At 65.3% G+C, this 25,123-nt stretch carries 20 protein-coding genes; 9 read left to right on the top strand and 11 right to left on the bottom strand.

The window, feature by feature from the left end:
- Positions 1 to 28: 28 nt before the first annotated feature.
- Entirely contained in the window at positions 29 to 1,213 is a 1,185-nt protein-coding gene (locus tag LB529_RS08245) for a Gfo/Idh/MocA family protein (protein ID WP_224710790.1), read from the bottom strand.
- Positions 1,214 to 1,616: 403 nt separating this feature from the next.
- Here LB529_RS08245 and LB529_RS08240 point away from each other — a divergent pair, with 403 nt between their 5' ends.
- The 9 genes from LB529_RS08240 (at position 1,617) to LB529_RS08200 (ending at position 11,396) form a co-directional block, all read left to right on the top strand.
- Entirely contained in the window at positions 1,617 to 2,504 is an 888-nt protein-coding gene (locus LB529_RS08240) for a MurR/RpiR family transcriptional regulator (protein WP_224710789.1), read from the top strand.
- Between the two features lie 195 nt (positions 2,505 to 2,699).
- Positions 2,700 to 3,482, top strand: coding sequence for an SDR family oxidoreductase (locus tag LB529_RS08235; protein WP_224710788.1), 783 nt, complete (start codon positions 2,700 to 2,702; stop codon positions 3,480 to 3,482).
- A complete protein-coding gene (locus LB529_RS08230; RefSeq protein WP_411962455.1) occupies positions 3,479 to 5,014 on the top strand; it encodes a mannitol dehydrogenase family protein in 1,536 nt (511 codons plus the stop codon). The genes LB529_RS08235 and LB529_RS08230 overlap by 4 nt, the downstream gene beginning before the upstream one ends.
- 19 nt (positions 5,015 to 5,033) lie before the next feature.
- Positions 5,034 to 5,945: a sugar phosphate isomerase/epimerase family protein gene (locus LB529_RS08225; protein ID WP_224710786.1), complete on the top strand. Its 912-nt coding sequence runs from the start codon at positions 5,034 to 5,036 to the stop codon at positions 5,943 to 5,945.
- Between the two features lie 52 nt (positions 5,946 to 5,997).
- Entirely contained in the window at positions 5,998 to 7,050 is a 1,053-nt protein-coding gene (locus LB529_RS08220) for an ABC transporter substrate-binding protein (protein ID WP_411962454.1), read from the top strand.
- 228 nt (positions 7,051 to 7,278) lie between these two features.
- Positions 7,279 to 8,823 (top strand): sugar ABC transporter ATP-binding protein, encoded by a 1,545-nt coding sequence (locus LB529_RS08215; protein ID WP_224710925.1) that lies wholly within the window; start codon positions 7,279 to 7,281, stop codon positions 8,821 to 8,823.
- Positions 8,820 to 9,806: an ABC transporter permease gene (locus LB529_RS08210; protein ID WP_224710785.1), complete on the top strand. Its 987-nt coding sequence runs from the start codon at positions 8,820 to 8,822 to the stop codon at positions 9,804 to 9,806. The genes LB529_RS08215 and LB529_RS08210 overlap by 4 nt, the downstream gene beginning before the upstream one ends.
- Complete coding sequence (locus tag LB529_RS08205; protein ID WP_224710784.1) at positions 9,803 to 10,789, top strand: ABC transporter permease; 987 nt, start codon at positions 9,803 to 9,805, stop codon at positions 10,787 to 10,789. Before LB529_RS08210 ends, LB529_RS08205 begins: the two co-directional genes overlap by 4 nt.
- Positions 10,790 to 10,892: 103 nt before the next feature.
- Positions 10,893 to 11,396, top strand: a complete 504-nt coding sequence (locus LB529_RS08200) for a hypothetical protein (RefSeq protein WP_224710783.1) — start codon at positions 10,893 to 10,895, stop codon at positions 11,394 to 11,396.
- Positions 11,397 to 11,484: 88 nt separating this feature from the next.
- On the opposite strand, the gene LB529_RS08195 is transcribed toward LB529_RS08200, so the two are convergent.
- The 10 genes from LB529_RS08195 to LB529_RS08150 form a co-directional block, all read right to left on the bottom strand.
- On the bottom strand, positions 11,485 to 14,154 hold the full coding sequence (locus tag LB529_RS08195; RefSeq protein WP_224710782.1) for a nitrate reductase: 2,670 nt from the start codon (positions 14,152 to 14,154) through the stop codon (positions 11,485 to 11,487).
- 3 nt (positions 14,155 to 14,157) lie between these two features.
- Positions 14,158 to 14,487 carry a nitrite reductase small subunit NirD gene (nirD, locus tag LB529_RS08190; RefSeq protein ID WP_140846331.1) on the bottom strand — a complete coding sequence of 110 codons (330 nt, stop codon included), beginning with the start codon at positions 14,485 to 14,487 and terminating at the stop codon, positions 14,158 to 14,160.
- A 5-nt stretch (positions 14,488 to 14,492) separates the two neighbouring features.
- Positions 14,493 to 16,943, bottom strand: a complete 2,451-nt coding sequence (gene nirB, locus LB529_RS08185; RefSeq protein ID WP_224710781.1) for a nitrite reductase large subunit NirB — start codon at positions 16,941 to 16,943, stop codon at positions 14,493 to 14,495.
- A 16-nt stretch (positions 16,944 to 16,959) separates the two neighbouring features.
- A complete protein-coding gene (locus LB529_RS08180; protein WP_224710780.1) occupies positions 16,960 to 18,261 on the bottom strand; it encodes an MFS transporter in 1,302 nt (433 codons plus the stop codon).
- Positions 18,262 to 18,325: 64 nt separating this feature from the next.
- Positions 18,326 to 18,502 (bottom strand): twin-arginine translocation signal domain-containing protein, encoded by a 177-nt coding sequence (locus LB529_RS08175; protein ID WP_224710779.1) that lies wholly within the window; start codon positions 18,500 to 18,502, stop codon positions 18,326 to 18,328.
- Positions 18,503 to 18,822: 320 nt separating this feature from the next.
- Entirely contained in the window at positions 18,823 to 20,049 is a 1,227-nt protein-coding gene (locus LB529_RS08170; RefSeq protein ID WP_224710924.1) for a CmpA/NrtA family ABC transporter substrate-binding protein, read from the bottom strand.
- 2 nt (positions 20,050 to 20,051) lie between these two features.
- A complete protein-coding gene (locus tag LB529_RS08165; protein WP_224710778.1) occupies positions 20,052 to 20,654 on the bottom strand; it encodes an ANTAR domain-containing response regulator in 603 nt (200 codons plus the stop codon).
- 137 nt (positions 20,655 to 20,791) lie between these two features.
- On the bottom strand, positions 20,792 to 22,123 hold the full coding sequence (locus LB529_RS08160; protein ID WP_224710777.1) for an HlyD family type I secretion periplasmic adaptor subunit: 1,332 nt from the start codon (positions 22,121 to 22,123) through the stop codon (positions 20,792 to 20,794).
- Complete coding sequence (locus LB529_RS08155) at positions 22,120 to 23,844, bottom strand: type I secretion system permease/ATPase (RefSeq protein ID WP_224710776.1); 1,725 nt, start codon at positions 23,842 to 23,844, stop codon at positions 22,120 to 22,122. Before LB529_RS08155 ends, LB529_RS08160 begins: the two co-directional genes overlap by 4 nt.
- A 37-nt stretch (positions 23,845 to 23,881) precedes the next feature.
- Positions 23,882 to 25,123: VCBS domain-containing protein (locus LB529_RS08150; RefSeq protein WP_224710775.1), on the bottom strand; the 1,242-nt coding region annotated here is incomplete at its 5' end.

Below are 25,123 nucleotides of genomic sequence, written 5' to 3'. Positions count from 1 at the left end.
GGTCTCAAGGACGCAAGAGACGCAGCGTTTATCCAAACCTCGCCGCCGTCCAAGCCCCTCCCGCCGCGTTCGACTCCACCGCGGCGGCGACAAACTTCACGCCGCGCGCGCCGTCGACCACGTCGGGTACCTGCGCCGCGCGCCCGGCGTCTACGGCACCGCCCGAGCGATGCGCGCGGATGATCTCGGCGGCATCACGATAGAAATTGGCGAAGGCCTCGATATAGCCTTCCGGATGGGCAGCCGGCATGCGCGAGACGCGCCGGGCTTCCGCCGTCGAGCCATGGCCGCCGCGCACCAGAGTGCGGGTTTCCTCGCCATAGGGCGAGAAGCGCAGTTCTTCCGGCCGCGATCCAAACCATTCGAGCCCGGCCTTCTCGCCATAGATGCGCACCGAAAGGTCGTTGTAGTGGCCGGGCGAGGTCTGGCTGGCGAGGATCGTGCCGCGCGCCCCGCCCGCCCAGCGCAGCAGCACATGCGCGTTGTCGTCGAGCCGCCGTCCCGGCACGGCGGTGAAGAGGTCGGCGGAAACCGCCTCGGCCTCGAAGCCGGAGACGAAGCTTGCCAGGTTGAAGGCATGCACGCCGATATCGGCGAGCACCGCCGACTGCCCGGCGCGCGCCGGATCGGTGCGCCATTCCGCCTGCTTCTGGCCCTCGGCGTCGATCGGCCTGGTTAGCCAGTCCTGGATGTAGGCGCCATGCACCGAAACGATCCGGCCGAGCTCGCCCGCCGCCACCATTTCGCGCGCCTGGCGGACCATGGCGTAGCCGGTATTGTTGAGCGTGACGACGAAGCGGCGCTGCTTTGCTTTTGTCAGCGCAACCAGCGCCTCGGCCTCGGCAAGCGTCGTCGACAGCGGCTTGTCGCAAATGACGTCTATGCCGGCCTCGAGGAACGCGGTCGCGATCGGCGCGTGCAGATGGTTGGGCGTGACGATGACGACCGCCTCGATGCCGTCGGCCCGCGCCGCTTCGGCCTTCGCCATGGCGCGGTAGTCGGCATAGCTGCGCTCAGGCGAAATGCCGATTGCCGCGGCGGAGGCTGCGGCATTTTCCGGATCCGAGGACAGCGCACCGGCGACCAGCGCGATCTGGTCGTCGAGCCGCATCGCCAGCCGATGCACGGCGCCGATGAAGGCGTTGCGGCCGCCTCCGACCATGCCGACCCGCAGGCGTTGACGCGAGGTTCCGTCGGCGGTTGCATAGACCATGATTCGATTCCTCGCGGATAACTGTCATTGGCAGCGCGGGACTATATGGGGCTTCCCACCAATTTCGAACAGTTTTTCCAGATTTTGTTTTGTAAAACGATCGTGCCGCACTAGGCTTGTAGAAAAGACGGAGGGTCTGGGTGATGAAGCGTCGGATGGCTGCCCTTTTTCCGGGCGCTGGAGCCGCCCCTCACCTGCCTGCCGGCATTCTCTCCCCGTATAGTCTCATCACCGGTTTCGCCAATCGCCAGCCTCGCGGAAAAGGCGCCAAGGCTGCGGCCGCTCCCCTTCTCTCCGTCACTATACGGGGAGATGGTGCCGGTAGGCGGATAAGCGGCGGCGCCAACTTCGACAATTGGCGGTCTTCACCTTCCTGCGCGGTACTTCAAACCCGGCCCATGCCATGAGCGGCGTGCGAACCTCACCCGGCCAGGCCGGCGACAGCGCTCCCCGCAAACAAGGCCGTTCGCTGGCAGCACTTGGCTACACGAAACCGCAAACCTACGAGGAATTGCGGGCCGTGCTTGCGTCGGGAACCGTGCATTTCCCGAAGCGGCTTCGCCAGGTGGCGATCTTCCTCTGGCAGCATCCGAGCGAAGTGGCGTTGGGCACGATCGCGCAAGTGGCGGACCAGGCCGGCGTGCAGCCTTCGACCCTGGTGCGCTTCGCCCAGATCTTCGGCTATTCGGGCTTTTCCGATTTCCAGCTCCTGTTCAAGGACCGCATGAAGGGCTCCTGGCCGGACACGCAAGGCGGCCAGGACAAGGCCGCGGAGCCGAACGCCAACCTGCATTTTCTCAACGGCATGGTCGGTGCCTGCCAGGCCTCGCTCGGCCGCATCGGCAACGATCTCGATATCGCCGCTTTCGAGACGATGGTCGATCATCTGGCGGCGGCGGAGCTGATCTATGTCATCGGCAGCAAGCGCGCCTTCCCCGTCACCACCTATCTGTCGCTGACGCTCTCGCAGCAGGGCGTGCGCAACGTGCTGGTCGACAATGTCGGCTCGACCGCGCTCGACCAGGTCGGCTGCATCACGCCGCGCGACGCGGTGCTGGCCGTCTCCTTCAGCCCCTACAACTCGATCACGCCCGACCTCGTCGCCGTGGCGCATGAGCGCAAGGCGCGCATTCTCACCATCACCGACAGCACCTTTTCGCCGTTGGCAAAACTCTCCGACACCTGGCTGGAAGTGGTCGAGCAGGACTTTGGCGGTTTCCGCTCGCTTGCCGCCTCGCTCGCGGTTGGCATGGCGTTGGTCCACGGCGTCGTCGCGCAGCGGACAGGCTGACAAGAGCAATTCCAGGAAAATATGAGCGGTTAAGTTCGGCGTCTTCGCCGTAACCTTCCGTCCGGAATTGCGAAAGACAAGGAGATAGAGTGGTTCACCGGTCCCATGAAAACGGTGAACCGCTCTAGCACGATTGACTAAAGAGAACCGTCGTTCCATATTTGAAAAAATGGAAACTTTGTTCCGGGAGGAGGAATGGAGGTTCGTCTCGACGGCAAGGTGGTGCTGGTCACCGGCGCGACGCAAGGCATCGGCCGGGCGATCGCTGAGACGCTTGCGCGTTCCGGCGCCGCCGGACTGCTGATCACCGGGCGAGACCAGAAGCGCGGCGACGCGGCCACCGCCGAACTCTCGGCCATGGGCACTCCCGCCGCCTTCGCTGCTGCCGATCTCGGCGACCTTGAGGCTCCGGCGCGACTGGCGCAAACCTGCATCGAGCACTTCGGTCGCATCGACGGCCTAGTCAACGCCGCCGGCCTGACCGATCGTGCCTCTTTCGTCGACGCCACACTCGACGACTGGGCATCGCTTTTTGCCGTCAATGCACGCGCCCCCTTCTTCCTGATGCAGGCGGCCATCGCCGATATGAAGAAACGCGGACAGGGCGGCTCGATCGTCAACATCCTGTCGATCAACGCGCATTGCGGCTCGCCGGAGCTTGCCGTCTATTCCGCCACCAAGGGCGCGCTGGCGACGCTGACCAAGAACGCCGCCAATGCTCACCGCTTCGACCGCATCCGCGTCAACGGCATCAATGTCGGCTGGACCGACACGCCGGCCGAACGAGTCATGCAGGCCGAGACGCTCGGCCACGGTCCGGGCTGGCTCGACGCGGCCAATGCGACGCAACCCTTCGGCCGGCTGTTGTCCGTAACCGACATCGCCAATCTTGCCGTCTTCCTGCTTTCCGACGCGGCCGGCCCGATGACCGGCGCGCTGATCGACCAGGAGCAATGGGTGATCGGAGCCAATCGGTGAGCGTGTCGCCGCCCGAAAATCTCGGCCCTGCCCTGCTCGGCCTATTGCCGTCGGAGGTCCGCACGCCGGCTTACGACCGCGCTGCGCTGAAGCCAGGCATCGCCCATATCGGCGTCGGCGCCTTCCACCGTTGCCATCAGGCCGAATACACCGACGATCTTCTGGCGAAGGATTTCGACCGCTGGGGACTGGTCGGCATCAACATCCGCCCTCCCCTGCTGGCCGGCACGCTGGGGCGCCAGGACGGTCTCTACACGCGGCTCATCCGCCAGAACGACGAGGTCGAGGCGCGCGTCATCGGCAGCATCGTTCGCGTCGTCGACAGCCAGGACAGCGCGGCGCCGGCGCTGGACGTGCTCGCCTCGGCCGACATCGCGACGGTCACCATGACGGTGACCGAGAAAGGCTATTGCCACATCCCCTCGATCGGCGCGCTCGACCTCGACCATCCCGATATCGTGCACGATCTCGCCAGCCCCGAGACGCCGCGCAGCGTTCCCGGCATCCTGGCAAGGGCGCTGGAACTGCGCATGGCCACGCATAGCCGGCCGGTGACGCTGTTGTCCTGCGACAACATCCCGACCAACGGCATCATCCTCGGCAATGTCGTACGCACATTCGCCGAACGGCGCGGCAGGAGGCTGGCGGACTGGATCGAAGCCAATGTCGCCTTTCCCTCGGCCATGGTCGACCGCATCGCGCCGGCGACGACCGAGGCCGATATCGACGCCGTCGAGCAGCGCTTCGGCTATCGCGACGACGCCGTGGTGGTGGGCGAGCGCTTCCGCCAATGGGTGATCGAGAACTGCTTCGCCGGTCGCGTGCCGCGCTGGGACATTGTCGGCGCGACCTTCGTCGACGACGTTACGCCATTCGAGCACCTCAAGATGCGCGTGCTAAACGGTGCCCAGACGACGCTCAGCTATCTCGGAGTTTTGGGCGGCTTCGAGCACACGTTCGAGACCATCGCCGACCCAGTTCTGGCCCGTTTCGTCCGGCGCATGCTGACCGAGGAAACATTGCCGACACTGACGCCCGTGCCCGGCATTCAGCCGGCGGCCTATGTCGAGCAGAGCCTGTCGCGCCTCACCAACACGGCGATCCGACATCGCAACCACCAGATCGCCACTGACGGCTCGCAGAAGATCGTGCAGCGCCTGCTCAACCCGATCCGCGATCGGCTGGCGAAGGGCGGGAGCATCGCGCTTCTCTCGGTGCCGGTTGCCGGCTGGATGGCTTATCTGATCAAGGCTTCTGCCCGCTTCGGCCGCGCCTGGCAGGTGTCCGATCCGTTTGCCGACAGGATTGCCGCCATTGCCGACCGCATCGGTGCGGACAGCAAAGGGCTCGTCGATTCGATCCTCGCCATCGATGCTATCTTCAACCCGTCCTTGGCCGCCAACGCGACATTCCGGGCGCATATCATCGCCGCGCTTGATGGTTTGCTTTCAGGCGATCCGATGGGCTTTGTCGGACAGGTCTGCGCTGGGCCAACCGATGCGCGGTTGAAGCAACCGACGCGATCTGCATAGTTAGCAACCGGGAGGGATCATGAAGCTTGGACTGCTGACAGCACCGTTTCCCGACACGCCGCTCGGCGAGGTCGCCGACTGGGCGTGCTCGGCCGGCTTCGAGGCGCTGGAAATCGCCTGTTGGCCGAAGACCTCCGGCGCCAGCCGCCGCTACGCCGGCACCAGCCATATCGACGTGGACGTCCCGGCCGCTGAGGCCAAGGACATCGCGGCCGAGCTTGCCGGCAAGGGACTGGCCGTCTCGGGTCTCGGCTTCTATCCCAATCCGCTCCATCCCGACCAAGCGCATCGCGAAGCGGTGATCGACCATCTGAAGAAGGTGATCGTGCTTGCCAGCCGCATGGGCGTGCCGCTCGTCAACACCTTCTGCGGCGGTGACGCTTCGAAGACTATCGACGCCAACTGGGAGGATGCGAAGAAAATCTGGCCGGCGATCGTCGCCCACGCCCGCGAGCACGGCGTCAAGCTCGCCTTCGAGAACTGCCCGATGATCTTCAGCTATGACGAATGGCCGGGCGGGCACAATATCGCCTATTCGCCCTATGTCTGGCGCCGCATCCTCGAAGCATGGGGCGGCGATGTCGGCATGAACTTCGATCCTTCGCATCTCGTCTGGCAGATGATCGACAAGGAGCGCTTCATCCGCGAGTTCGGCGCAAACATGCTGCATGTGCATGCCAAGGACCTGATGATTGATCATGATGGTTTGTACGAGCGCGGAATCCTTTCGGCTGGCATAGGCTGGCAGGTGCCGCGCATGCCGGGGCTTGGGGACATCGACTGGAGCAGGATTTTTTCGGGCCTCTATCGGGCCGGCTATGACGGGCCGGTCGTCATCGAGCATGAGGACCGGCGCTTCGAGGGGACGGATGAAAAGGTCAAGCGCGGTTTCCTGCTTGCCCGCGACGTGCTGCGCCCCTTCATCAAATAACGAAAGCTTGGCTCCGACTGAATCAGAGCCTGGAACCGAACTGAAAAGATCAATGTGGAGGAGTACTGAAATGAAAAGACATCTGACCGTGGCCTCGCTCCTTGCCGGCGCCGCGCTGCTTGCCTCGGTGGGCGCCTCGGCCGCCGCCGGCAAGTACACGATCGGCATTTCCAACACCGTGCAGGGCAATGGCTGGCGCGAGGAAATGATCTGCGCGATGAAGGCGCAGGCGCTCGCATCCGGCGAGGTGGCGAAGCTCAACATCGCCCATCGCAACACCGATGCCGCCGGCCAGCTCGAGGACATCCGCAACCTGATCAGCGCCAAGGTCGACGCCATCGTCGTCAACCCGGCCGATCCGGCAGGCATCAAGGCCGGTCTCGAGGAAGCCACCAAGGCCGGCATCGTCGTCGTCGCCGTCGACCAGGCGGTGACCGAGCCGTCCGCCTACATCATCTCCAACAACCAGGAACAATATGCCTATCTCGGCGCCAAGTGGCTGTTCCAGCAGATGGGCGGCAAGGGTGAGGTGCTCTACATGCGCGGCGCCGCCGGCGCTTCGGCCGACTCGGATCGCGACAAAGGGTTCAAGAAGGCGCTGGCCGAATTCCCCGACGTGAAGGTCGCGCAGGAAGTCTTCACCGGCTGGCAGCAGGATCAGGCCAAGCAGCAGATCCTGTCCTTCCTCGCCACCGGCACCCCGATCAACGGCATCTGGACCTCCGGCATCGACAACGTCATCGTCGACGCGCTGGTCGAGCAGCAGGCGCCGATGGTGCCTGTGGTCGGCGCCGACAATGCCGGCTTCGTCGGCCAGTTGAGCTCGGTCAAGGGCCTGGTGGGCGCGGCCGTCACCAATCCCGGCTCGATCGGCGGCGCCGGCGTGACGCTGGCGCTCCAGATCCTCGACGGCAAGAAGCCGGCGCAGCAGACCGTCCTGGTCGAGCCGCAGCTTTGGGAAAACGCCACCGACGAAGGCAAGGCCAAGCTGAAGAGCGTCGTCGACCCCTCGCTCAGCCCCGAATGGCCTGTCTCGATCTCGATCCCGGATTGGACGACCTACACCAAGGATCAGATCATCGCCTGCAAGGGCCCGGGCGAGTAAGAGACGAGACGCCTTTCTGCCTTCTCCCCTTGTGGGAGAAGGCGGATCGGCGCATAGCGCCGAGACGGATGAGGAGTGTTCCAGGGAACGCCAACGTCTCACGCCGCTGGAACACCCCGCGCCTTCGACCACACCTTCTCCCACAAGGGAAAAGGGGAAGTCGGTTGCTTCAGCCACCGCCTGCATTAATTTCTGGAACGAGAACCACACCATTTGACAACAAACCCGTTGCCGCAAAGCCCTCTCCTCGACGCCTCCGGCGTAGCGAAGAACTATGGTGCGGTTGCCGCGCTGCGCAACGCCTCGCTGTCCGTGTTGCCGGGCGAGGTGCACGCGCTGATGGGCGCCAATGGCGCTGGCAAGTCGACGCTGGTGAAGATCCTGACGGGGGCGATCAAGGCGGACGCCGGGCGCATCCTGATCCGCGGCCAGCAGCTCGATGTCCGCTCGCCAGCCGCCGCCCGCCGCGCCGGCCTGCTGCCGGTCTACCAGGAACCTTCGCTGATCCCCGACCTCGATGTCCTATCCAATCTGCGGCTCACCGGCACGCCGGTCGAGCCGTTCCGTGCATGGGTGCGCGAGCTCGGCATTCCCGACCTCGATATCCGCGAGACGGCGCGTCATATCCCCTTGGCAATCCTGCGCGTGCTCGACTTGGCGCGCGCGCTCGCCGTCGAGCCCGACGTGCTTCTTCTCGACGAGATGACCGCCGCACTACCGGCGAACCTCGCTGAGAAAGTGCTGGAAGTCGTGCGCCGCCAGGGCGACGCCGGGCGCTCCGTCATCTTCATCTCGCACCGTTTCGTCGAGATCTCCGCACTCTGCGACCGCGCCACCGTGCTGCGCGACGGCGCAACCGTCGGCGTCGTCGACATCGAGCCGGGCATCGAGGAAAGAATAGTCGAGATGATGCTCGGCACCCGCATCGAGAAGACGCGCGTCGCCGCGCGCGCGGCGAATGACGGGGCGGTTGCCGGCGAAGGTCGTCCGCGATTATCGGTCCGCAACCTGCAGCTAGGCACCAAGCTCAACGACGTCTCCTTCGATCTCGCCAATGGCGAGGTCGCCGGCGTCTTTGCACTCGAAGGTCAGGGCCAGGACGAGCTCTTCGCCGCGCTTGCCGGCTCGATCCGTCCGACCGGCGGCAGCATCGGCGTCGACGGCGCGCCGGTCAAATTCTCGCATCCGAGCGACGCCATCCAGGCCGGCATCGCCTATGTGCCGGGCGACCGCGCCGAGGCCTTGGCCATGCAGCGTTCGGTGCGCGAGAACATCGCGCTGCCCTTCAGCGCGGCGCCGCGCAAATGGGGCCCGATCCGCATGCGCCGCGAGCAGGTGGTGGTTTCCGGCGCCATCGGCAGGTTGCAGATCGACACCCGCGCCCAGGGCGAAGTGCAGCGCCTGTCCGGCGGCAACCAGCAGAAGGTGACCATCGCTCGCTGGATCGCCGCCAACGCCCGCACCATCCTTTGCTTCGACGCGACGCGCGGCATCGATGTCGGCACCAAGCAGGAGATCTACAAGCTGCTGCGCGAGCTCGCCGGCCAGGGTAAGTCGGTGCTGTTCTACACGTCCGAGATGGAAGAGGTGCAGCGTGTCTGCGACCGCGTCATCGTCATCTTCGGCGGCCGCGTCGTCGACACTTTCCCGGTCGAAGACGCCGACGAAGCGGCATTGATGCGGGCCGCCTACGGCCTGCCGCGCGGCGCCAGGGCCGATGTCGGCATCCTTGCCGAGGTCAAACCTGGTTCCAGTGCCGAGGCCGCGTCATGAGCCGCTTCTTGCGCAACCAAGGCTGGGTGGCAGGCCTGTTCGCCCTGCTGATCCTTGTCTTCGTCGTCACCAAGCTGATCCAGCCGGGCTATGGCAGCGGCGACTTCGGTTCGCTGGCGCGGGCGGTTCTGCCTTACGCCTTTGCTGTCGCGGCCCAGACCGTCGTCGTCATCGCCGGCGGCATCGATCTGTCGGTCGCCGCCATGATGGCGCTGACCAGCGTGACCGCTGCCTCGATGATGAACGGCGCCGGCGAGGAATATGCATTGTTCGTCGTGCCCTTCGTGCTGGCCATGGGGTTGGTGCTCGGCGCGCTGAACGGCGTGCTTATCGTCGTCACGCGGGTGCCCGACATTGTCGTCACCTTGGCCATGCTGTTCGTGCTGCAGGGCGCAGCGCTGCTGGTGCTTGGTGCTCCCGGCGGCGCCGCCGCCGAGTGGCTGAAGGCAAGTGTCATCGGCACCGCGCCCATCCCCGGCCTGCCGGACTGGGCCGACGCCTGGGTTCCGAAGGCCCTGGTGCTGCTCGTCGTCTGCCTCTGCATCGTGTGGATTCCGCTCAGGCGCTCGCGGCTTGGCCTCTCCATCTATGCCATAGGCAGCGACGAGCTCGCCGCCTTTCGCAGCGGCGTGCCGGTGGCGCGCACCAGGATCGTCGCCTATGCGCTCTCCGGCCTGTTCGCCGCGATGGGCGGATTGTCTCTCACCATCAGCACCGGCATCGGCGCGCCCATTCCCGGGCCTTATCTGCTCGCCAGCGTCGCCGCCGTCGTGCTGGGCGGCGTCGCGCTCGGCGGCGGCAAGGGCGGCCTGCTCGGGCCGATCATCGCCGTCTTCGTGCTGCGGCTGGTGCGCACCGATCTGACGCTTCTGGCCATCGATCCGAACGTGACCGCCATCATCGAAGGCGCGATCATGGTCGCGGTCGTGATGTTCGGCGCCTTCATCACCATCCGCGGCCGTCCGGTAGGAGCAACGCCATGACCGACATCGCGACCATGCCCCAGCCGGTCTCGTTCGGGCGCCGCTTGAAGCGCTTCATGGCGGACCGGCCGCTCATCCCGCTGATCATCCTTTTGATCATCCTCGTGGCGATCCTGCAGGTCCTGCGTCCGGGCATCGTCAACGAGCGCTGGATCGCCAACACGGCGAAATTCGCCATCCCGCTGGCGATCCTCGCCGGCTGCCAGACCATGACCATGCTGACCGGCGGCATCGACCTTTCGGTCGGCACCGTGGCGACGATGAGCGCCTTCATCATGGCGACGCAAATCGTCAACCAGGATCCCGCGGTGGCTTTCCTGCTGGCCATGCTGCCCGCCGTGCTGATCGGCCTCGTCAACGGCATCGGCGTCGGCGTGTTTCGGGTGCATCCGCTGATCATGACGCTGGGCACCAGCCTGATAGGCACCGGCTTCCTGCAGGTCTACCAGCGCACCGTGATCGCCTCCGGCGCGAAAATCCCGGATTTCCTCAACTGGCTGGGCACCGGCCTCACCTACGGCTTTCCCAACGCGCTCTTCCTGTTCGTGCCGGTGGCGGTGCTGATTGTCTTCATGCTGAACCGCACCGGCTTCGGCCGCCTGCTCTATGCCGTCGGCGACAACGAACGCGCCGCGCGACTGTCAGGCGTCCGCTACTGGCAGGTGATCACGGCGCTCTATGTCCTCTCCAGCCTGCTCGCCGGCATCACCGGCCTGCTCTATATAGGCCTGATCAAGGCGCCCTCGCTGTCGCTCGCCGAGCCGCTGGTGCTGCCTTCGGTGGCGGCGGCCGTCATCGGCGGCACCTCGATCTTCGGCGGCCGCGGCGGCTACACCGGCACCATCGTCGGCGCGCTGATCCTGACGGTGCTGACGACGCTGCTCACCATCCTGCAGATGCCCGAAGGCGGCCGCCGCATTTTGTTCGGTTTCATCGTGCTGTTCGTGACGGCGGCGTATTTGAGGATCATCGAGGACCGGTAGTATTTGAGCTAAGGCATGTCGCGCAAAAGTGTGCAGCGGTTTTGCGGCAACGACATGGACAAAATAAGCGGCTCATCCCTGTCGCATCGGAGAGGCACCCCTTATGGCCGAGCGTTCGCGTGCTGCTGCAAACAGTCCCACCGACGATGACCCTCGTCTTGCGTTCATCTATCAGGAGGCGGTGAGAGGTCTCACCCATCAGCAGACCGTGGTGGAGAACATGAGCACCCGCGCCGGGAGCCTGATCTTCGCCACAGCATTCGCGAACTCGCTGCTCGGCGGCGCGGCCCTTTCCGACGGGCTTGGGCTTTGGGAATGGATTGCGGTGTCGCTGCTGTTCAGCATCGGCGGGCTCATCGTCTTCATGCTTTGGCCCTATCACCAATACTCATTCCGCTTCGATCCGGAAGAATTGCTGCATCAATATGTCGATGGCGACGGGCCTGCATCGATGTCGGCGATGCACCGCGCCCTTGCTCTTCGCATCAAGGCGGACATGGCCGCCAACTGGCGAATCATCCAGCGCCTGCGGGTGGCTCTGCAGATAGCGCTGCTCTTTCTGTTGCTCGACATTCTGGCATGGCTCTTGGCGATCGCGGGCGTCTGAGCCAAAACCGCGCTGTGGCCTTACGCGGGGCCAGCACAGGAAGGTCGAAGTGGAACGTTTCGAAGCGGGCGACGGCGACACGCATGAATTACTCGGCGGCCTGCACACGGCGGGCGTCGATGATCGCCCTGATCTCCGAGCGGCATGAGCCGCAATTGGTGCCCGCGCGCAGCGTCGAGCCGATCGCTTCGAGGCTGTCGCATCCCGAGGCGACCGCCGAAGCGAGCTGGTTGGCGCCGACATGGAAGCAGGCGCACACGACGCGCCCGATCGCAGGCATGGGCACCGGCGACCGGCCGGACAGAAGCGCGTGGCGATCGGTCGTCGACAGCGGCTGGCGCGTGGCGAGCAATGACACCAGCCAGTCCCGTATGGGCAATTGATCCGGGGCGGCGACCAGCAGGGCTTCGGCCATAGCGCCGCCATCGTCGATCGCAGCGGCACGATAGGCGAGCCCGCGACGGTCGGTGTATTCCAGGAGCTGATCCCGTCGCTGCGCGCCGAGCAGCTTGCGCGCCAGGAGAATGCCCTGGTCCGGCGGCTCGGTTCCGGTGAGCTCGTAAACCCATCCGCCCTCGACAGCATGCCGGCTCCAATGGACGAAACCGGTCGGCCTGAGATCGCGCCGCGTGATGAGCACGCCCGCCCAGCCAGCCTCTTCCCGCGCGATCCTGGCGGGGACATGCTTGAGCTCCGGCTGGCCTGAATGCGGATCGGTGACCGGTGAGGACAACAGACCGGCTGCTGCCCTGGCCGCGAACTGGCCGCTCCAATGCATGGGCATGAAGGCTTGGCCGCGCCGCTGCGCGTCGGCCACACGCACCCTGGCGCGGACGAAGCCGAAGCGGGTTGAAAGATGAGCGAGGTCGCCATCCTTGAGATGATGCGCGGCCGCGTCCGCCGGATGGAGGTCGACCGCGGGCTCCGGCGCATTCGCCATCAAACGCGGCACGTTTCCGGTGCGCGTCATGGTGTGCCACTGGTCGCGCAGCCGGCCGGTGTTCAGGGCAAGCGGATAGTCCGCGTCGACCGTAAAGGCCGTCGCCTCCTGCCGCACCGGCACGAAACGCGCGCGGCCGTCTTGTGTCGGGAAGCGACCATCAGAAAAAAGTCTCGTCTGCTGCTCGTATCGCTCCGACGCGGGCCAATGGCGCGGCGCGAAGGCGGAATAATCTTCATCGCCGAGAGCAGCCACGCCGCCAAGGTCGAACAGGCGCTTGCCGTTGTTCTCGAAGGCGGACAGCGCTGCATGCTCGCGGAAGATCGCGGCCGGCGTCCGGTAGGCGAAGGCCTCGCCAAAGCCCATGCGCGCGGCGACCTCGCAGATGATACGCCAGTCGGCTTTCGCCTCGCCGGGCGGCGGCAGGAACGGCCGCTGGCGCGAGAGGCGCCGTTCCGAATTGGTGACGGTGCCGTCCTTCTCGCCCCAGGCGGCGGCCGGCAGCAGCACGTCGGCATAGCGCGTGGTGTCGGTGCGGGTCACATCCGAGACGGCGACGAAATTGCATTTGGACAACGCAGCGCGCACACGCGAAGCGTCGGGCATCGAGACGGCGGGATTGGTGCCCATGACCCACAAGGCCTTGATGCGGCCGTCGGCGACCGCCTGGAACATGTCTACGGCCTTCAGGCCGCCGCGCCGGGCGATGTTGGGCGCATTCCAGAAGTGGGAGACCCGGTCGATACTGGCCTCGTCGGCAAAATCCATATGCGCGGCAAGCTGGTTGGCCAGACCGCCGACCTCGCGGCCGCCCATGGCGTTCGGCTGCCCGGTGACCGAGAACGGCCCGGTGCCGGGCTTGCCGATGCGGCCCGTGGCGAGATGGCAGTTGATGATGGCGTTGACCTTGTCGGTTCCATGCGCCGACTGGTTGACGCCCTGGCTATAGACGGTGACCGTCCGCTCGGTCTCGGCAAAGAGATCGTAGAAGGCCTGGACGTCGGCTGCCGCCAGTCCGCAGCCTTTCGCGACGCGAGCGATCGACGGCGCATCGGCGCCGGCGAGCGAAGCTGCCGCATCGAAGCCCGATGTATGGTCGCGGATGAAATCAGGATCGATCTTCCCGGCCTGGACGAGACGCGCGAGCAGCCCGTTGAACAGCAGCACATCCGTGCCCGGATCGAGCGCCAGATGCAGGTCGCACTCGTCGGCGGTTGCGGTGCGGCGCGGGTCGATGACGACGATCCTGGTTCCGCGTTCCTTTCGCGCCGCGAGCATGCGCTGGTAGAGCACCGGATGGCACCATGCGGTGTTGGAGCCGGTGAGCACGATGAGGTCGGCGCGCTCGAAATCCTCATAGACACCGGGAACGATGTCCTCGCCGAAAGCGCGGCGGTGGCCGGCGACGGACGACGCCATGCAGAGCCGCGAATTGGTGTCGATATTGGCCGAGCCGATGAAGCCCTTCATCAGCTTGTTGGCGACGTAATAATCCTCGGTGAGCAATTGGCCCGAGACGTAGAAGGCGACAGAGTCCGGGCCGTGCTCGGCTACGGCCTGCGAGAATTTCGCGGCTACGAGGTCGAGCGCTTCGTCCCAGCTCGCCTGCCTGCCGCCGATTTCCGGCCGCAGCAAGCGGCCTTCGAGGCCGAGCGTCTCGCCGAGAGCCGAACCCTTCGAGCAGAGCTTGCCGAAATTGGCTGGATGATCGGGGTCGCCGCGGACGGTCGTCGTGCCGTCCGCGGCGACCTCGGCGAGCACGCCGCAGCCCACCCCGCAATAGGGGCAGGTGGTCCTCACCTCGCGTGCTTCTTGCATGCCTCAGGCCGCTTTCGAGGCCAGCGCTTCGAGCGCGATGAACAACCGTTCGCCCTCGACCTTGACCGGTATAGTCCGTACCGAACCTTCGTCGGCGCCAAGCGCCTTGCCTGTCTCCAGCGAGATCACCCAATTGTGCAGCGGGCAAGTCACGGCAGCGCCATGGACGATGCCCTGGCTGAGCGGCCCGCCCTTGTGCGGGCAGTGGTCGTCGATGGCAAACACCTTGTCGTCTGCCGTGCGAAAGACGGCGACCTTGCCTTGCGGTGTCGCAACGCAACGCGCACCGCGCGGCGGAATATCGGTGATGGAGCCGATGGCGATCCAGTTCATATTGGTCACTCCGCCGCCTCCGCGAACCCGACCGACGCCATCGGCCTGAACTCATGCTTGTCCTTGCCGGAGACGCGCTCCGACCACGGATCGACCTGCGCGAATTTTTGGCTGAAGACGAAGCGGTCGAAGAGCGTCCTGCGGCGCTCGGCATCGTCCAGGATCTGCTTCTTGATCTCGGCGGTGCCGATCCGCTTGGCCCATTTGTAGATGCGCTCCAGATAGCGGGCCTGCTCGCGATACATCTGGACGAGCGCCACGATCGCCTCCAGCGCCTCGTCCTCGGTCTTCACCAGCCCCAGCACTTCCGTGCCCTTGATGTCGAGGCCGGCGGCGCCCGCGAAGTGGATCTCGTAGCCAGAGTCGACGCACACCACGCCGACATCCTTGCAGGTCGCTTCCGCGCAGTTGCGCGGGCATCCCGACACCGCCATCTTCACCTTGGCCGGCGTCCAGGAGCCCCACATGAACTTCTCGATACGGATGCCGAGCCCGGTCGAATCCTGCGTGCCGAAGCGGCACCAGTCCGAGCCGACGCAGGTCTTCACCGTGCGCAGGCCCTTGGCATAAGCATGGCCGGAGACGAAGCCCGCCTTGCCGAGATCGGCCCATACCGCCGGCAGGTCTTCCTTGCGGATGCCAAGCATGTCGATGCGCTGGCCGCCCGTCACCTTGACCATCGGGATATCGAACTTGTCGACCACGTCGGCGATGGCGCGCAATTCGCCGGCGCTGGTGACCCCGCCCCACATGCGCGGCACCACTGAATAGGTGCCGTCCTTCTGGATGTTGGCGTGCACGCGCTCGTTGATGAAGCGCGACTGGTAGTCGTCGGCATATTGGTCCGGCCAGTCGCAGACGAGATAGTAGTTGAGCGCCGGCCGGCACTTGGCGCAGCCGCAGGAGGTCTTCCACTCCAGCTCCTGCATGACAGCGGGGATCGTCTTCAGGCCCTTTGCCTTGATCAGGCGCCGCACGTCGTCATGGCCAAGGCTCGTGCAGCTGCACATGGGCTGCACCGCTGCCGGATTGTAGGCGTCACCCAGCGTGAGCTTAAGCAGCTGCTCGACGAGACCCGTGCACGAGCCGCACGAGGCCGAGGCCTTGGTGTGGGCGCGCACGTCGTCGAGGCCGGTCAGCCCCTTGGCCGTGATCGCGCCGGTGATCTTGCCTTTGCAGACGCCGTTGCAGCCGCAGATTTCCGCATCATTCGCCAGTGCCGCAACGGCCGCCAAAGGGTCCGAGGAAACGCCCCCCTGGAACGCCTGGCCGAAGATCAGCGTGTCGCGCATCTCCGAGATGTCGGTCGCCTTCTTCTTGAGGTCGTTGAACCACGCGCCGTCGGCCGTCTCGCCGAACAAGACGGTGCCGATGATGCGGTTGTCCTGCAGCACCACACGCTTGTAGATGCCGGCCGACGCGTCGCGCAGGATGATCTCCTCGCGGTCGTCGCCGTCGGCGAAGTCGCCCAGCGAATAAAGGTCGATGCCGGTGACCTTGAGCTTGGTCGGCGTATCGGAGTGGACGAAGCGCCTGTCCTCACTGTCCGTCAGTTTGGCTGCCGCCACCCGTGCCATCTCGTAGAGAGGCGCGACCAGCCCGTAGACATGGCCGCCGACCTCGGCGCATTCGCCGAGCGCCATGATGGCGGGATCGGAAGTCCGCATGCGGTCGTCGACGACGATGCCGCGATTGACCTCGAGCCCAGCCTCCTTGGCTAAAGCGGTGCTCGGCCGGATGCCGACCGCCATCACCACCAGCGTCGCCGGAATGATCGTGCCGTCCATAAGCTCGACACCCTCGACCTTGCCGTTGCCGACAATGGCCTTGGTGTTGGCCTTGGTCATGACCTTGATGCCGCGCGCCTCGACGGCTTTCTGCAAAAGGTAGCCGGCGGCGGGATCGAGCTGGCGTTCCATCAGCGTCGGCATGACGTGCAGCACGGTGACGTCCATGCCGCGCTCCTTCAGGCCGGCCGCGGCTTCGAGGCCGAGCAGGCCGCCGCCGATGACGACCGCCTTGGCGCGCGACTGCGCGGCAAGCAGCATGGCGTTGACGTCGTCGAGATCGCGGTAGCTGAGCACGCCGGGCAAGTCCTTGCCTGGCACCGGAATGATGAAGGGCACCGAGCCGGTGGCGATGACCAGCCTGTCGTAGCTCTCGGTGACGCCGTGGTCCGAGGTGACGGTCTTGGCCTCCCTGTCGATGGCGACGATCCGGTGGCCCTTGTAGAGGGTGATGCCGTGCTTGATGTACCAGCCATCGCCATGGATGACGATCTCCTCGAACGCCTTCTCACCCGAAAGCACCGGCGACAGCATGATGCGGTCGTAGTTCACGCGCGGTTCGGCGTTGAAGATGGTCACGGCGTAGCGGTCGGGCGCGGCTTCCAGCAGGTGCTCCAGCATCCTGCCCGGCGCCATGCCGTTGCCGATGATGACGAGTTTCTCGGTCACGTCGCTCTGCTCCGATCTATTCGGCGGCGTAGGAAAGGGATGCGTTGTTGACGGCGGCGGCGCGCTCCATCCGGCGGATGGTGACGTGCATCCAGACCAGGCAGGAGACGACGATGAGGAAGAGCAGCATAAAGCAGCTCGACCAGACCCCGGTCAGATCGTTCAGCGCGCCGAAGGCGATCGGCAGGATGAAGCCGCCGAGCCCGCCGATCATGCCGACCACGCCGCCGACCGCGCCTACGCTCTGCGGATAATAGGCGGGGATGTGCTTGTAGACGGCCGCCTTGCCGAGGCTCATGAAGAAGCCGAGCACGCAGGCGACGCCGATGAAGGCGAGCGGGCCGATCTCGAAATGGAAAGGGATCGGCCCGCTGATGCCGCGCACGACATAGTCTGCCGAGGGGAGAGACAGAACGAGTGTCGCGACGGCACAGACGCTGAAGGTCCAGTAGAGCACGGTGCGGGCGCCGATGCGGTCGGAAAGCACGCCGCCATAGGCGCGGAAGATGCTGGCGGGGATCGAATAGGCGGCGCCGATCATGCCGGCGGTGGCGATGCCGAAACCGTAGACGCCGATCAGGTAGCGCGGCAGCCAGAGCGACAGCGCCACGAACGCGCCGAAGGAGAAGAAATAGTAGAACGCGAAGCGCCAGACCCGCAGGTTCTTCAGCGGCGCGAATTCCTGCCAGAAGCTTCTTGCCGGCGCCGCCTTGCCGGCGCGGCGCTCGCGGATGACCGGATCGTCGCCGGTGGTGAACCAAAAGATGGCGGCCATGACGACCAGCGCCGCGGCCCAGATCAACGCCACCGACTGCCAGCCCCAGGCGAGCAGCACGAAGGGCGCCAGGAACTTGGTGACAGCGGCGCCGACATTGCCGACGCCGAAAATGCCGAGCGCGGTGCCCTGCTTTGCGGCCGGGAAGAAGCGCGAGACATAGGCGACGCCGACGGCAAAGGAGCCGCCCGCGAGCCCGACGCCGAGTGCGGCCAACAGCATCTGCTCATAGGTATGCGCAAAAGCGAGCAGGAAGGTCGCGATCGCCGCGGCGAGCATAGTCGCTGTATAGACCAGGCGTCCGCCATAGCGGTCTGTCCAGACGCCGAGCACCATGCGCACGAGTGAGCCGGTCAGGATCGGCGTACCGACGAGCAGGCCGAACTCGGTCTCGTTCAGGCCGAGCTCCTGCTTGATACGCACGCCGATGATGGAAAAGATCGTCCAGACCGCAAAGCACACGGTGAAGGCGATGGTGGACATCACGAGCGCCTGCCTGGGAGCATTATCCTGGCTGGGCGAGGCTGGGAGGTTTGCAGTCATGGTCGGCTCCGGTTTGCGGCGTGGGAGGCACCGCGCGTTGTGTTGATCAGAGGCGTGGCATCGGTCAGTGCGGCGAGACCGGGACTTGCGCGGTCACTTGTGGGCTTTTGCCTTCGGTTTGGTGATTGGCGGGAAACAGCAGGAGCGCGGCAGCAAAGAGCGCCGCCGTCAGCGCGCTGCTCGCCAGGAAATCGCGGCGGGTGAAATCCCTGAGCAATGTCGTTGCGTTCCGTTTGGTCATCGTCGTCTCCGGTCCAAAACGAAAAAAGCCGCCGTCCAAGCCTCGCGCGTCCGTACATCCGGGATCGCGCATTGACCTGAGCGGCAGCTTTGCCTGTGGCGCCCGCCATTGGACGCCTGTTCCATTGCCCGCGAACGGGCTCGATTATTTCAAAGCACGAAGCGTGCCAGTTTCGCTCGAAAGCTGAATTTCAAGGAAAATCAATGACGTGGGAGCTTTGCCCTTCGACCGCGCCGAGCGGCGACGCGGTCAAACATTGATCAATGGCACAGGCATTGCGCATAAATTTTGTGCAATGCACAAGAATGGCGCGCAAATGATCAGGGGCGCCGCTGGCCGGCAATATAGGCGTCTATCCGGTCCGGATCGAAGATCTGGCCGTCGAAAAATCCGTCGGGGCCAAGGACCAGGCTTGCCCCCGCTGAGCCGACCGGCGTTGCCATCCTCAGCGCGCCTTCCACCTTGGCATTGGCGCCTGGCAAGGCGACGCCAAGCGGCCTCAACGCCGCGCGGTAGAGGTCAGGCCGATAGCAGTCGCGGGCGATGGCGAGGTTTTGCGGCGTATGCGGCAACTGCCCCCAACGCACCATCTGCGTGTAGAACCAGAGCGCATGGCTCTTCCAGGGAAAGTTGGCCGCCTTGTCGAAGGGCAGGAAGAAATCCTCGACGCGCCGTGCCGCGCCCCCGCCAAGTTGAAGCTGCCCGGTCAGGGCCGGCATCTGGATCGCCTCCGGCTGGCCGAGAAAGTCGGGCCTCGCCATCAGCGCCGCCAGCTCGCCGCGGTGTGCCGGATCCTGGCACCAGCGGGCGGAATGATGCAGAGCCCTCAGCAGCGCTGCCAGCGCGTCCGGGTTCTGTTCGGCCCACAACTTGCGCACCCCGATCACCTTTTCCGGACTGTTGCGCCACAGCAGCGCCTTCACGGTGACGACGTGGCCGGTGCCCGCCGCGACGGCGGCGCTGTTCCAGGGCTCGCCGACGCAATAGCCGTCGATGCGGCCGGCGGCCAATGCGTCGGCCATGAAAGGCGGCGGCACGATGACGATCTCGATATCGCGGTCGGGATCGACGCCGCAGGCGGCGAGCCAGTAGCGCAGCTCATAATTGTGCCCGGAATGCGGATGCACGACGGCGAAACGCAGCGGTTCGCGGCCGGCGGCCGCCCGCTCGCGGATCAGTGCGCCGAGCGCTGCTCCGGCGCGCGCCGGATCGAGGTCAGGTGCTGCGCCATGCGCCGCCATGCCTTGCCACACCGCATTAGAAACAGTGACGCAGTTGCCGCCGAGCCCGAGCGAGAACGGCACGATGGTCTCGGAAGCAAGCGGCGTGAGGCCGAGGCTGCAGGCGAGCGGCATCGGCCCGAGCATATGGGCGACATCGAAGTGGCCGATGGCGATGCGGTCGCGGATATTGGCCCAGGAGGTCTCGCGATGCAGCTTGAGCTCGATGCCCTCGCGCGCGGCAAAGCCCATCTCGCCGGCTGCGACCAGGACGGCGCTGTCGAAGAGCGGCATGAAGCCGGCGGTGATCTGATGCGCTGCCGACATGCTCATTCGCCCTCCAGCGGTCCCAGCAATCCCGCCGCCGTCACCAGGCTCTGGGCGATGTCGGCGATCTTGCGGTTCTGGTTCATGGCGGTCTTGCGCAGCAGCGCATAGGCCGCCTCCTCGCTTAAGCCCCGCGACTTCATCAATATGCCCTTGGCCCGGTCGATGACCTTGCGGTTCTCGAGCTCGCTGCGCACCTCCTCCAGTTCGCGCGCCATGCGCGAGAAAGCATTGAAGCGACTGATCGCCATGTCGAGGATCGGCTTGATGCGCTCCTTCTTCAGCCCGTCGACCACGTAGGCGGACACGCCGGCATCGACGGCCGCTTCGATCGAGGCCTGGTCGGAGCGGTCGACGAACATCGCGATCGGCCGCTTCACCACGCGCGACAGCTGGAACATGTTCTCCAGCATGTCGCGGTTGGGATTTTCGAGATCGATGACGATGACGTCCGGCTCGATCTCGGCGATGCGCCGGGCGATGCCGGCGACGTCATGGACGACCGTGACATGGCGATGGCCGGCGTCCCGCAATCCGGCCTCGATGATCGAGGCACGGATGCGGTTCTCGTCGATAACAAGGATGGTCAACGAACCGGCGGACATGCGCCTATTGTGCAGGCCGGGCGGAATTGTGCAATGCGGCAATCGACTGGGGTGGATCGCAACCGCTCCCAATGAATGAACTGCTGCGCTATCGCGCCCAACCCTGTGTTGCGGCCAAGGGAGGTTGGCCGCCTTTCTCACTCCTCTCTGAAGGCGTGAGCAAAACTGTCGGCGACCGGCTGGAAGAGATACTCGAGCATGGTTCGCTTGCCTGTAACAACGGAGACCTCCACCGGCATTCCCGGATATAGCTTCACCTGCGGAAGCTTCTTAAGCTCATCGGCGCCCACCTCGACGGTCCCCCGGAAAAAAGTCGCGCCGCTGCGCTCGTCGATCTCTGCGTCGGCCGAAACACGGGTAAGGGCGCCCTTCACCGTGGGCGTGGTTCTCTGCTTATAGGCGACCAGCCGCACCGTCGCCGGCAGACCTGGGCGAACGACATCGATATCCAGGGGCTGAAGCTTGACATCCAGCACCATCTTGTCCTGATCGGGAACGAGATCGAGAATAATCCCGCCGGGGGGTACAACTCCGCCCGGCGTGAAATATCGAAGGTTCATCACCGCCCCATCTTCCGGCGCAACGACATCACGGCGCGCCGCGCGCGCGTCGGTCTTCTGAAGCGCCTTTTCGAGCTCGGAGCGTTTGGTCTGGACGTCACGAAGGTCCTCGGCAGCCTTCTTGACATAGGAGAGCCGGCCATTGTCGATCTGTGCGTCCGCCTCAGCGATCTGCTGCCGCAGGCTTTCTATGTTCCCACGGTTCGACTCAGCCTCGCCTTGTGCTGCGATGATCTGCCGTTCGAGCTGGAGCACGCGGGACTTCACCCCATAGCCTTTCTTGAGCAGCGTGCGGGCGTCCGCCAACTCTTCCCGCAGAGACGGCAACTGGATCTCGAAGGCCGCAACTCTCGCAGCGAGCGCCGACATCTGGGCATGGTACTGGGCGATCCGCTGCTGCCAGACTTCGACCTCCGACGCCTGAACCTTGGCCTGGTCCTGGAAGATACGCTCCTGACCGGCAAGGGCCTCGGCGACGGTCGGTTCGCTTCGCCGGGCCGACAGGTCTGCCGGGAATGGAATCGTGCTCAGGCCGTCGCGCTGCGCGATCAGGCGGGCTTCGCCGGCGAGCGCCGCATCGAGTTCACCGCGCACGGCATCGCGGTCGGATTCCGCGTCGAGCCCGTCGAGGCGGACCAGTATCTGGCCCTGCCTGACCTGGTCTCCTTCCCGGACCAGGATTTCCCGGATGATGCCGCCTTCCAGGTGCTGTACGGTCTTGCGATTGCTGTCGACCTTCACCACCCCGGGCGCGACCGCAGCGCTTGTCAGCGGCGCGGTGGCTGCCCAGAGGCCGAAGCCGCCGAACAGCAGGCCGATGACGGTCAGGCCACCGAAGACATGGGCGCTCACCGCCGGCCAGGCGGTCGGTGGCGGCGGCATTTCCAACGACAAGGTGGCTTCCGTCACGATCCGGTCCTTTCGGAGCTCACGACCCGAACCTGTGGCGCAGCCGACTGCTGCTCGGGGCGGCGCAGTTGCGCAAGCACGACGTCGCGCGGGCCGAACATCTGCGACTGGCCTTCGTTTAGCACCAGGACGCAATCGACGTTCACCATCAGCGACGGGCGGTGGGCGACGATCACCACGGTCGAACCTGCCTCCTTCATCGCGGCAATCGCCTGGTTCAGGGCTTCCTCGCCGACGGCATCGAGATTGGAGTTCGGCTCGTCCAGCACCAGCAGCGCCGGACGGCGATAGAGCGCCCTGGCAAGCCCTATGCGCTGGCGCTGCCCCCCGGAGAGCACCGAACCCTGCTCGCCTATCTCGGTATCATAGCCATTTGGGAGCCTGAGGATCATCTCGTGCACGCCCGCCATCCGGGCGGCGGCCACGATCTCGGCCGGATCGCCTTGCTCCATGCGGGCAATGTTCTCGCGGACGGTTCCGGGAAAGAGTTCGACGTCCTGGGGGAGATAGCCTACATAGGAGCCGAAATCGGCGCGGTTCCAGGCAAACACGTCGACACTGTCGAGCCGAACCCGCCCCTGCTGTGGCGAAAGCATGCCGACGATCAGGCGGGCAAGCGTCGACTTGCCGGCGGCCGACGGCCCGATCACCGCAAGCACCTGGCCCGGCGGCACGGCGAAGGAGAGGTTCCTGAGCACGGGCTCCTTTGCGCCAGCCGGCATATATGTGACGGCGTCGACCGAGAGCTGTCCCTGGGGACGCGGCAATTCCATCCCCGGCGGGCGCAGCGACGGAGTCTCGAACAGCCGGTCCAGCCGGCGCCAGGCCTCGCGCGCGGCGGTGGTCTGCTTCCAGGTGGCGATAGCCTGCTCAACCGGCGCGAGCGCGCGCGACATGATGATCGACGCCGCGATCATGGCGCCGGGCGAGACTTCGTGGCGCAGCGACAGCCAGGCGCCGAGCCCCAGCACCGCGACCTGCAGGAACATCCGGAACGGCTTGGTGAATGCATTGATCAGGCCGGCCCAGTCGCTGGCGGTTGTCTGCAGCGCGAGCACGGACGCATTGGCCGCGTCCCAACGTCGGGCGAGCACCCCGCCCATGCCCATCCCGTCGATGACTTCGGCATTGCGGAAACCGGCATCCGCCGCTTGGTAGGCGCGCGCGGAAGCGGCGTTGGCCTGCTTGAGCGTGTTGGCCGTCAGCGCGTTGTTGGCAAGGGCGAGGCCGAACAAGATGATCGCACCGCCCAGCGCCAGAAGTCCGAGCAGGGGATGCAGCAGGAAGACGAAGCCGAGATAGAGCGGCATCCATGGCGCGTCGAACAGCGCCATGATGCCGCCGCCGCCAAGATAGCCGCGCAGCGTGGCGAGGTCGCGCAGCGCCTCGGTGCGGTAGGATGAGCCGCGCAACGCGTTCTCAAGCCCGCGGCCCAGCACCTGCGGCGACAGCATGCGGTCGATCCAGGTGCCGAGTTGCACCAGCAGCCGCGAGCGGAAGAATTCGAGCGCGCCCATTGCAGCCAGCGCCGCCGTCGTGATCAGCGTCAGATAGACGAGCGTTTCCACGCTGCGTCCCGTCAGCACGCGATCATAGACCTGCAGCATGTAGATCGAGGTCGAGAGCACGAGCAGGTTGATGACGAAGCTGAACCCCGCCACCGCGGCGAAACCGCCGCGGCAGCGGGAGAGAGCAAGCTTGAGCGCAGAATGGTCCTGCATCATCTTATCTGCCGCCCTCTGTCACTTTTCATTGTTGTCAGGCGCTCAGGTTGAAGTCGTTGGCAGTGAGCGTGGATACCCCCATCAAATGGATTTCGATGATGTGGGCTCCACCCGCCACACTCTCGGCCGAGGTTCCGGTATTGGCATAGACGATCGTGTTGCCACTCCCGTCGCTCTGCCAGGCAACGGTATGAGCAGCCAGATTTCCACCCGAGACCGTGCCTGTTGCCGTTAGGCCAAGGGTGCTCGCAAAGTCGATGAAGTCGTGACTCGACACGCCCGTCCAGTGCTGGAAATCGAGAATGGTGTCGAAGGCCGCATGGGTTGACTCGCTCACCGCTTCGAATCTGAAATGATCATCCCCGGCTCCGCCGCTCAACCAGTCGGTGCCGCCAAGGCCCTTGATCGTATCGTTGCCGCTTCCGCCGAAGATGTAGTCGACGCCGCTGGAGCCTGTCAGCCCGTCGGCGCCGGCACGACCGTCCGCGATGTTGGGGTTCGTGCTGCTGAGAACGATTCCGTCATCCCCGCTTCCGCCGCTGCTGCCGTTGCCGATCCAGACATTGAAAGTTAGCGGCGACGAGGAAGCGGCATGGTTGTCGGTCGCGGTGACTGTGAGCGTCCCGTTCAGTGTCTGCCCCGTAGGCACGTTGACAATCAGCGAGCCGTTGCTGGCAACGGAGACCGAGCCATTGCTGTTGAGGCCGGGCGTGAAAGTGCTCGTGAATGTGACGGTGTCCTGAGCATCGGGATCGGTCGAAACAAACGAGCCTAGGCTCGGAGCCTGTCCATCCGCCGATGGCGCCGAGCTTGGGATGAAAACCGGGGCGCTCGGCGCATGGTTGGTCACAGGCTCGTCGGCACCGTTCACCGTGATGTCGATGACGTGGTCCGTGCCGTCGGCCGACGCCACATGGATCTGATCGTGTTGATGGTCCGCCGAGGTCAGAGCCTGGACGTTGGCGGCGGCATTGTTGAGCGTATAGACCCAGTTTCCGCTGGCATCGATGGTCAGCGACCCGTAGGTCCCGGCAATTGGATTGCTGCCATTGTGCACCTGGAAGGAGCTCTGGCCCGCGTCGGGGTCTTTGGCGGTCAGAGCGCCGTTGACGGTCAGCACGGCGTCCTCGGTCACTGAACCGCTGCTGTTGCCGGTAATCGAGGCGGCGTCGTTGGTGCCGGTGATGTTGACGACGATATCGTGGTGAGCGGTGCCGTCGGCCGACCACACCGTCAGCGTGTCGGTCGCCGGCTCGCCGCCGTTGAGCGCCTGGGT

This window comes from Mesorhizobium sp. CA5, assembly GCF_020165105.1.
Classification (GTDB): domain Bacteria; phylum Pseudomonadota; class Alphaproteobacteria; order Rhizobiales; family Rhizobiaceae; genus Mesorhizobium.
Note: the sequence above shows the minus strand (reverse complement) of the source record. Positions and strands in the feature narration are given on the sequence as shown.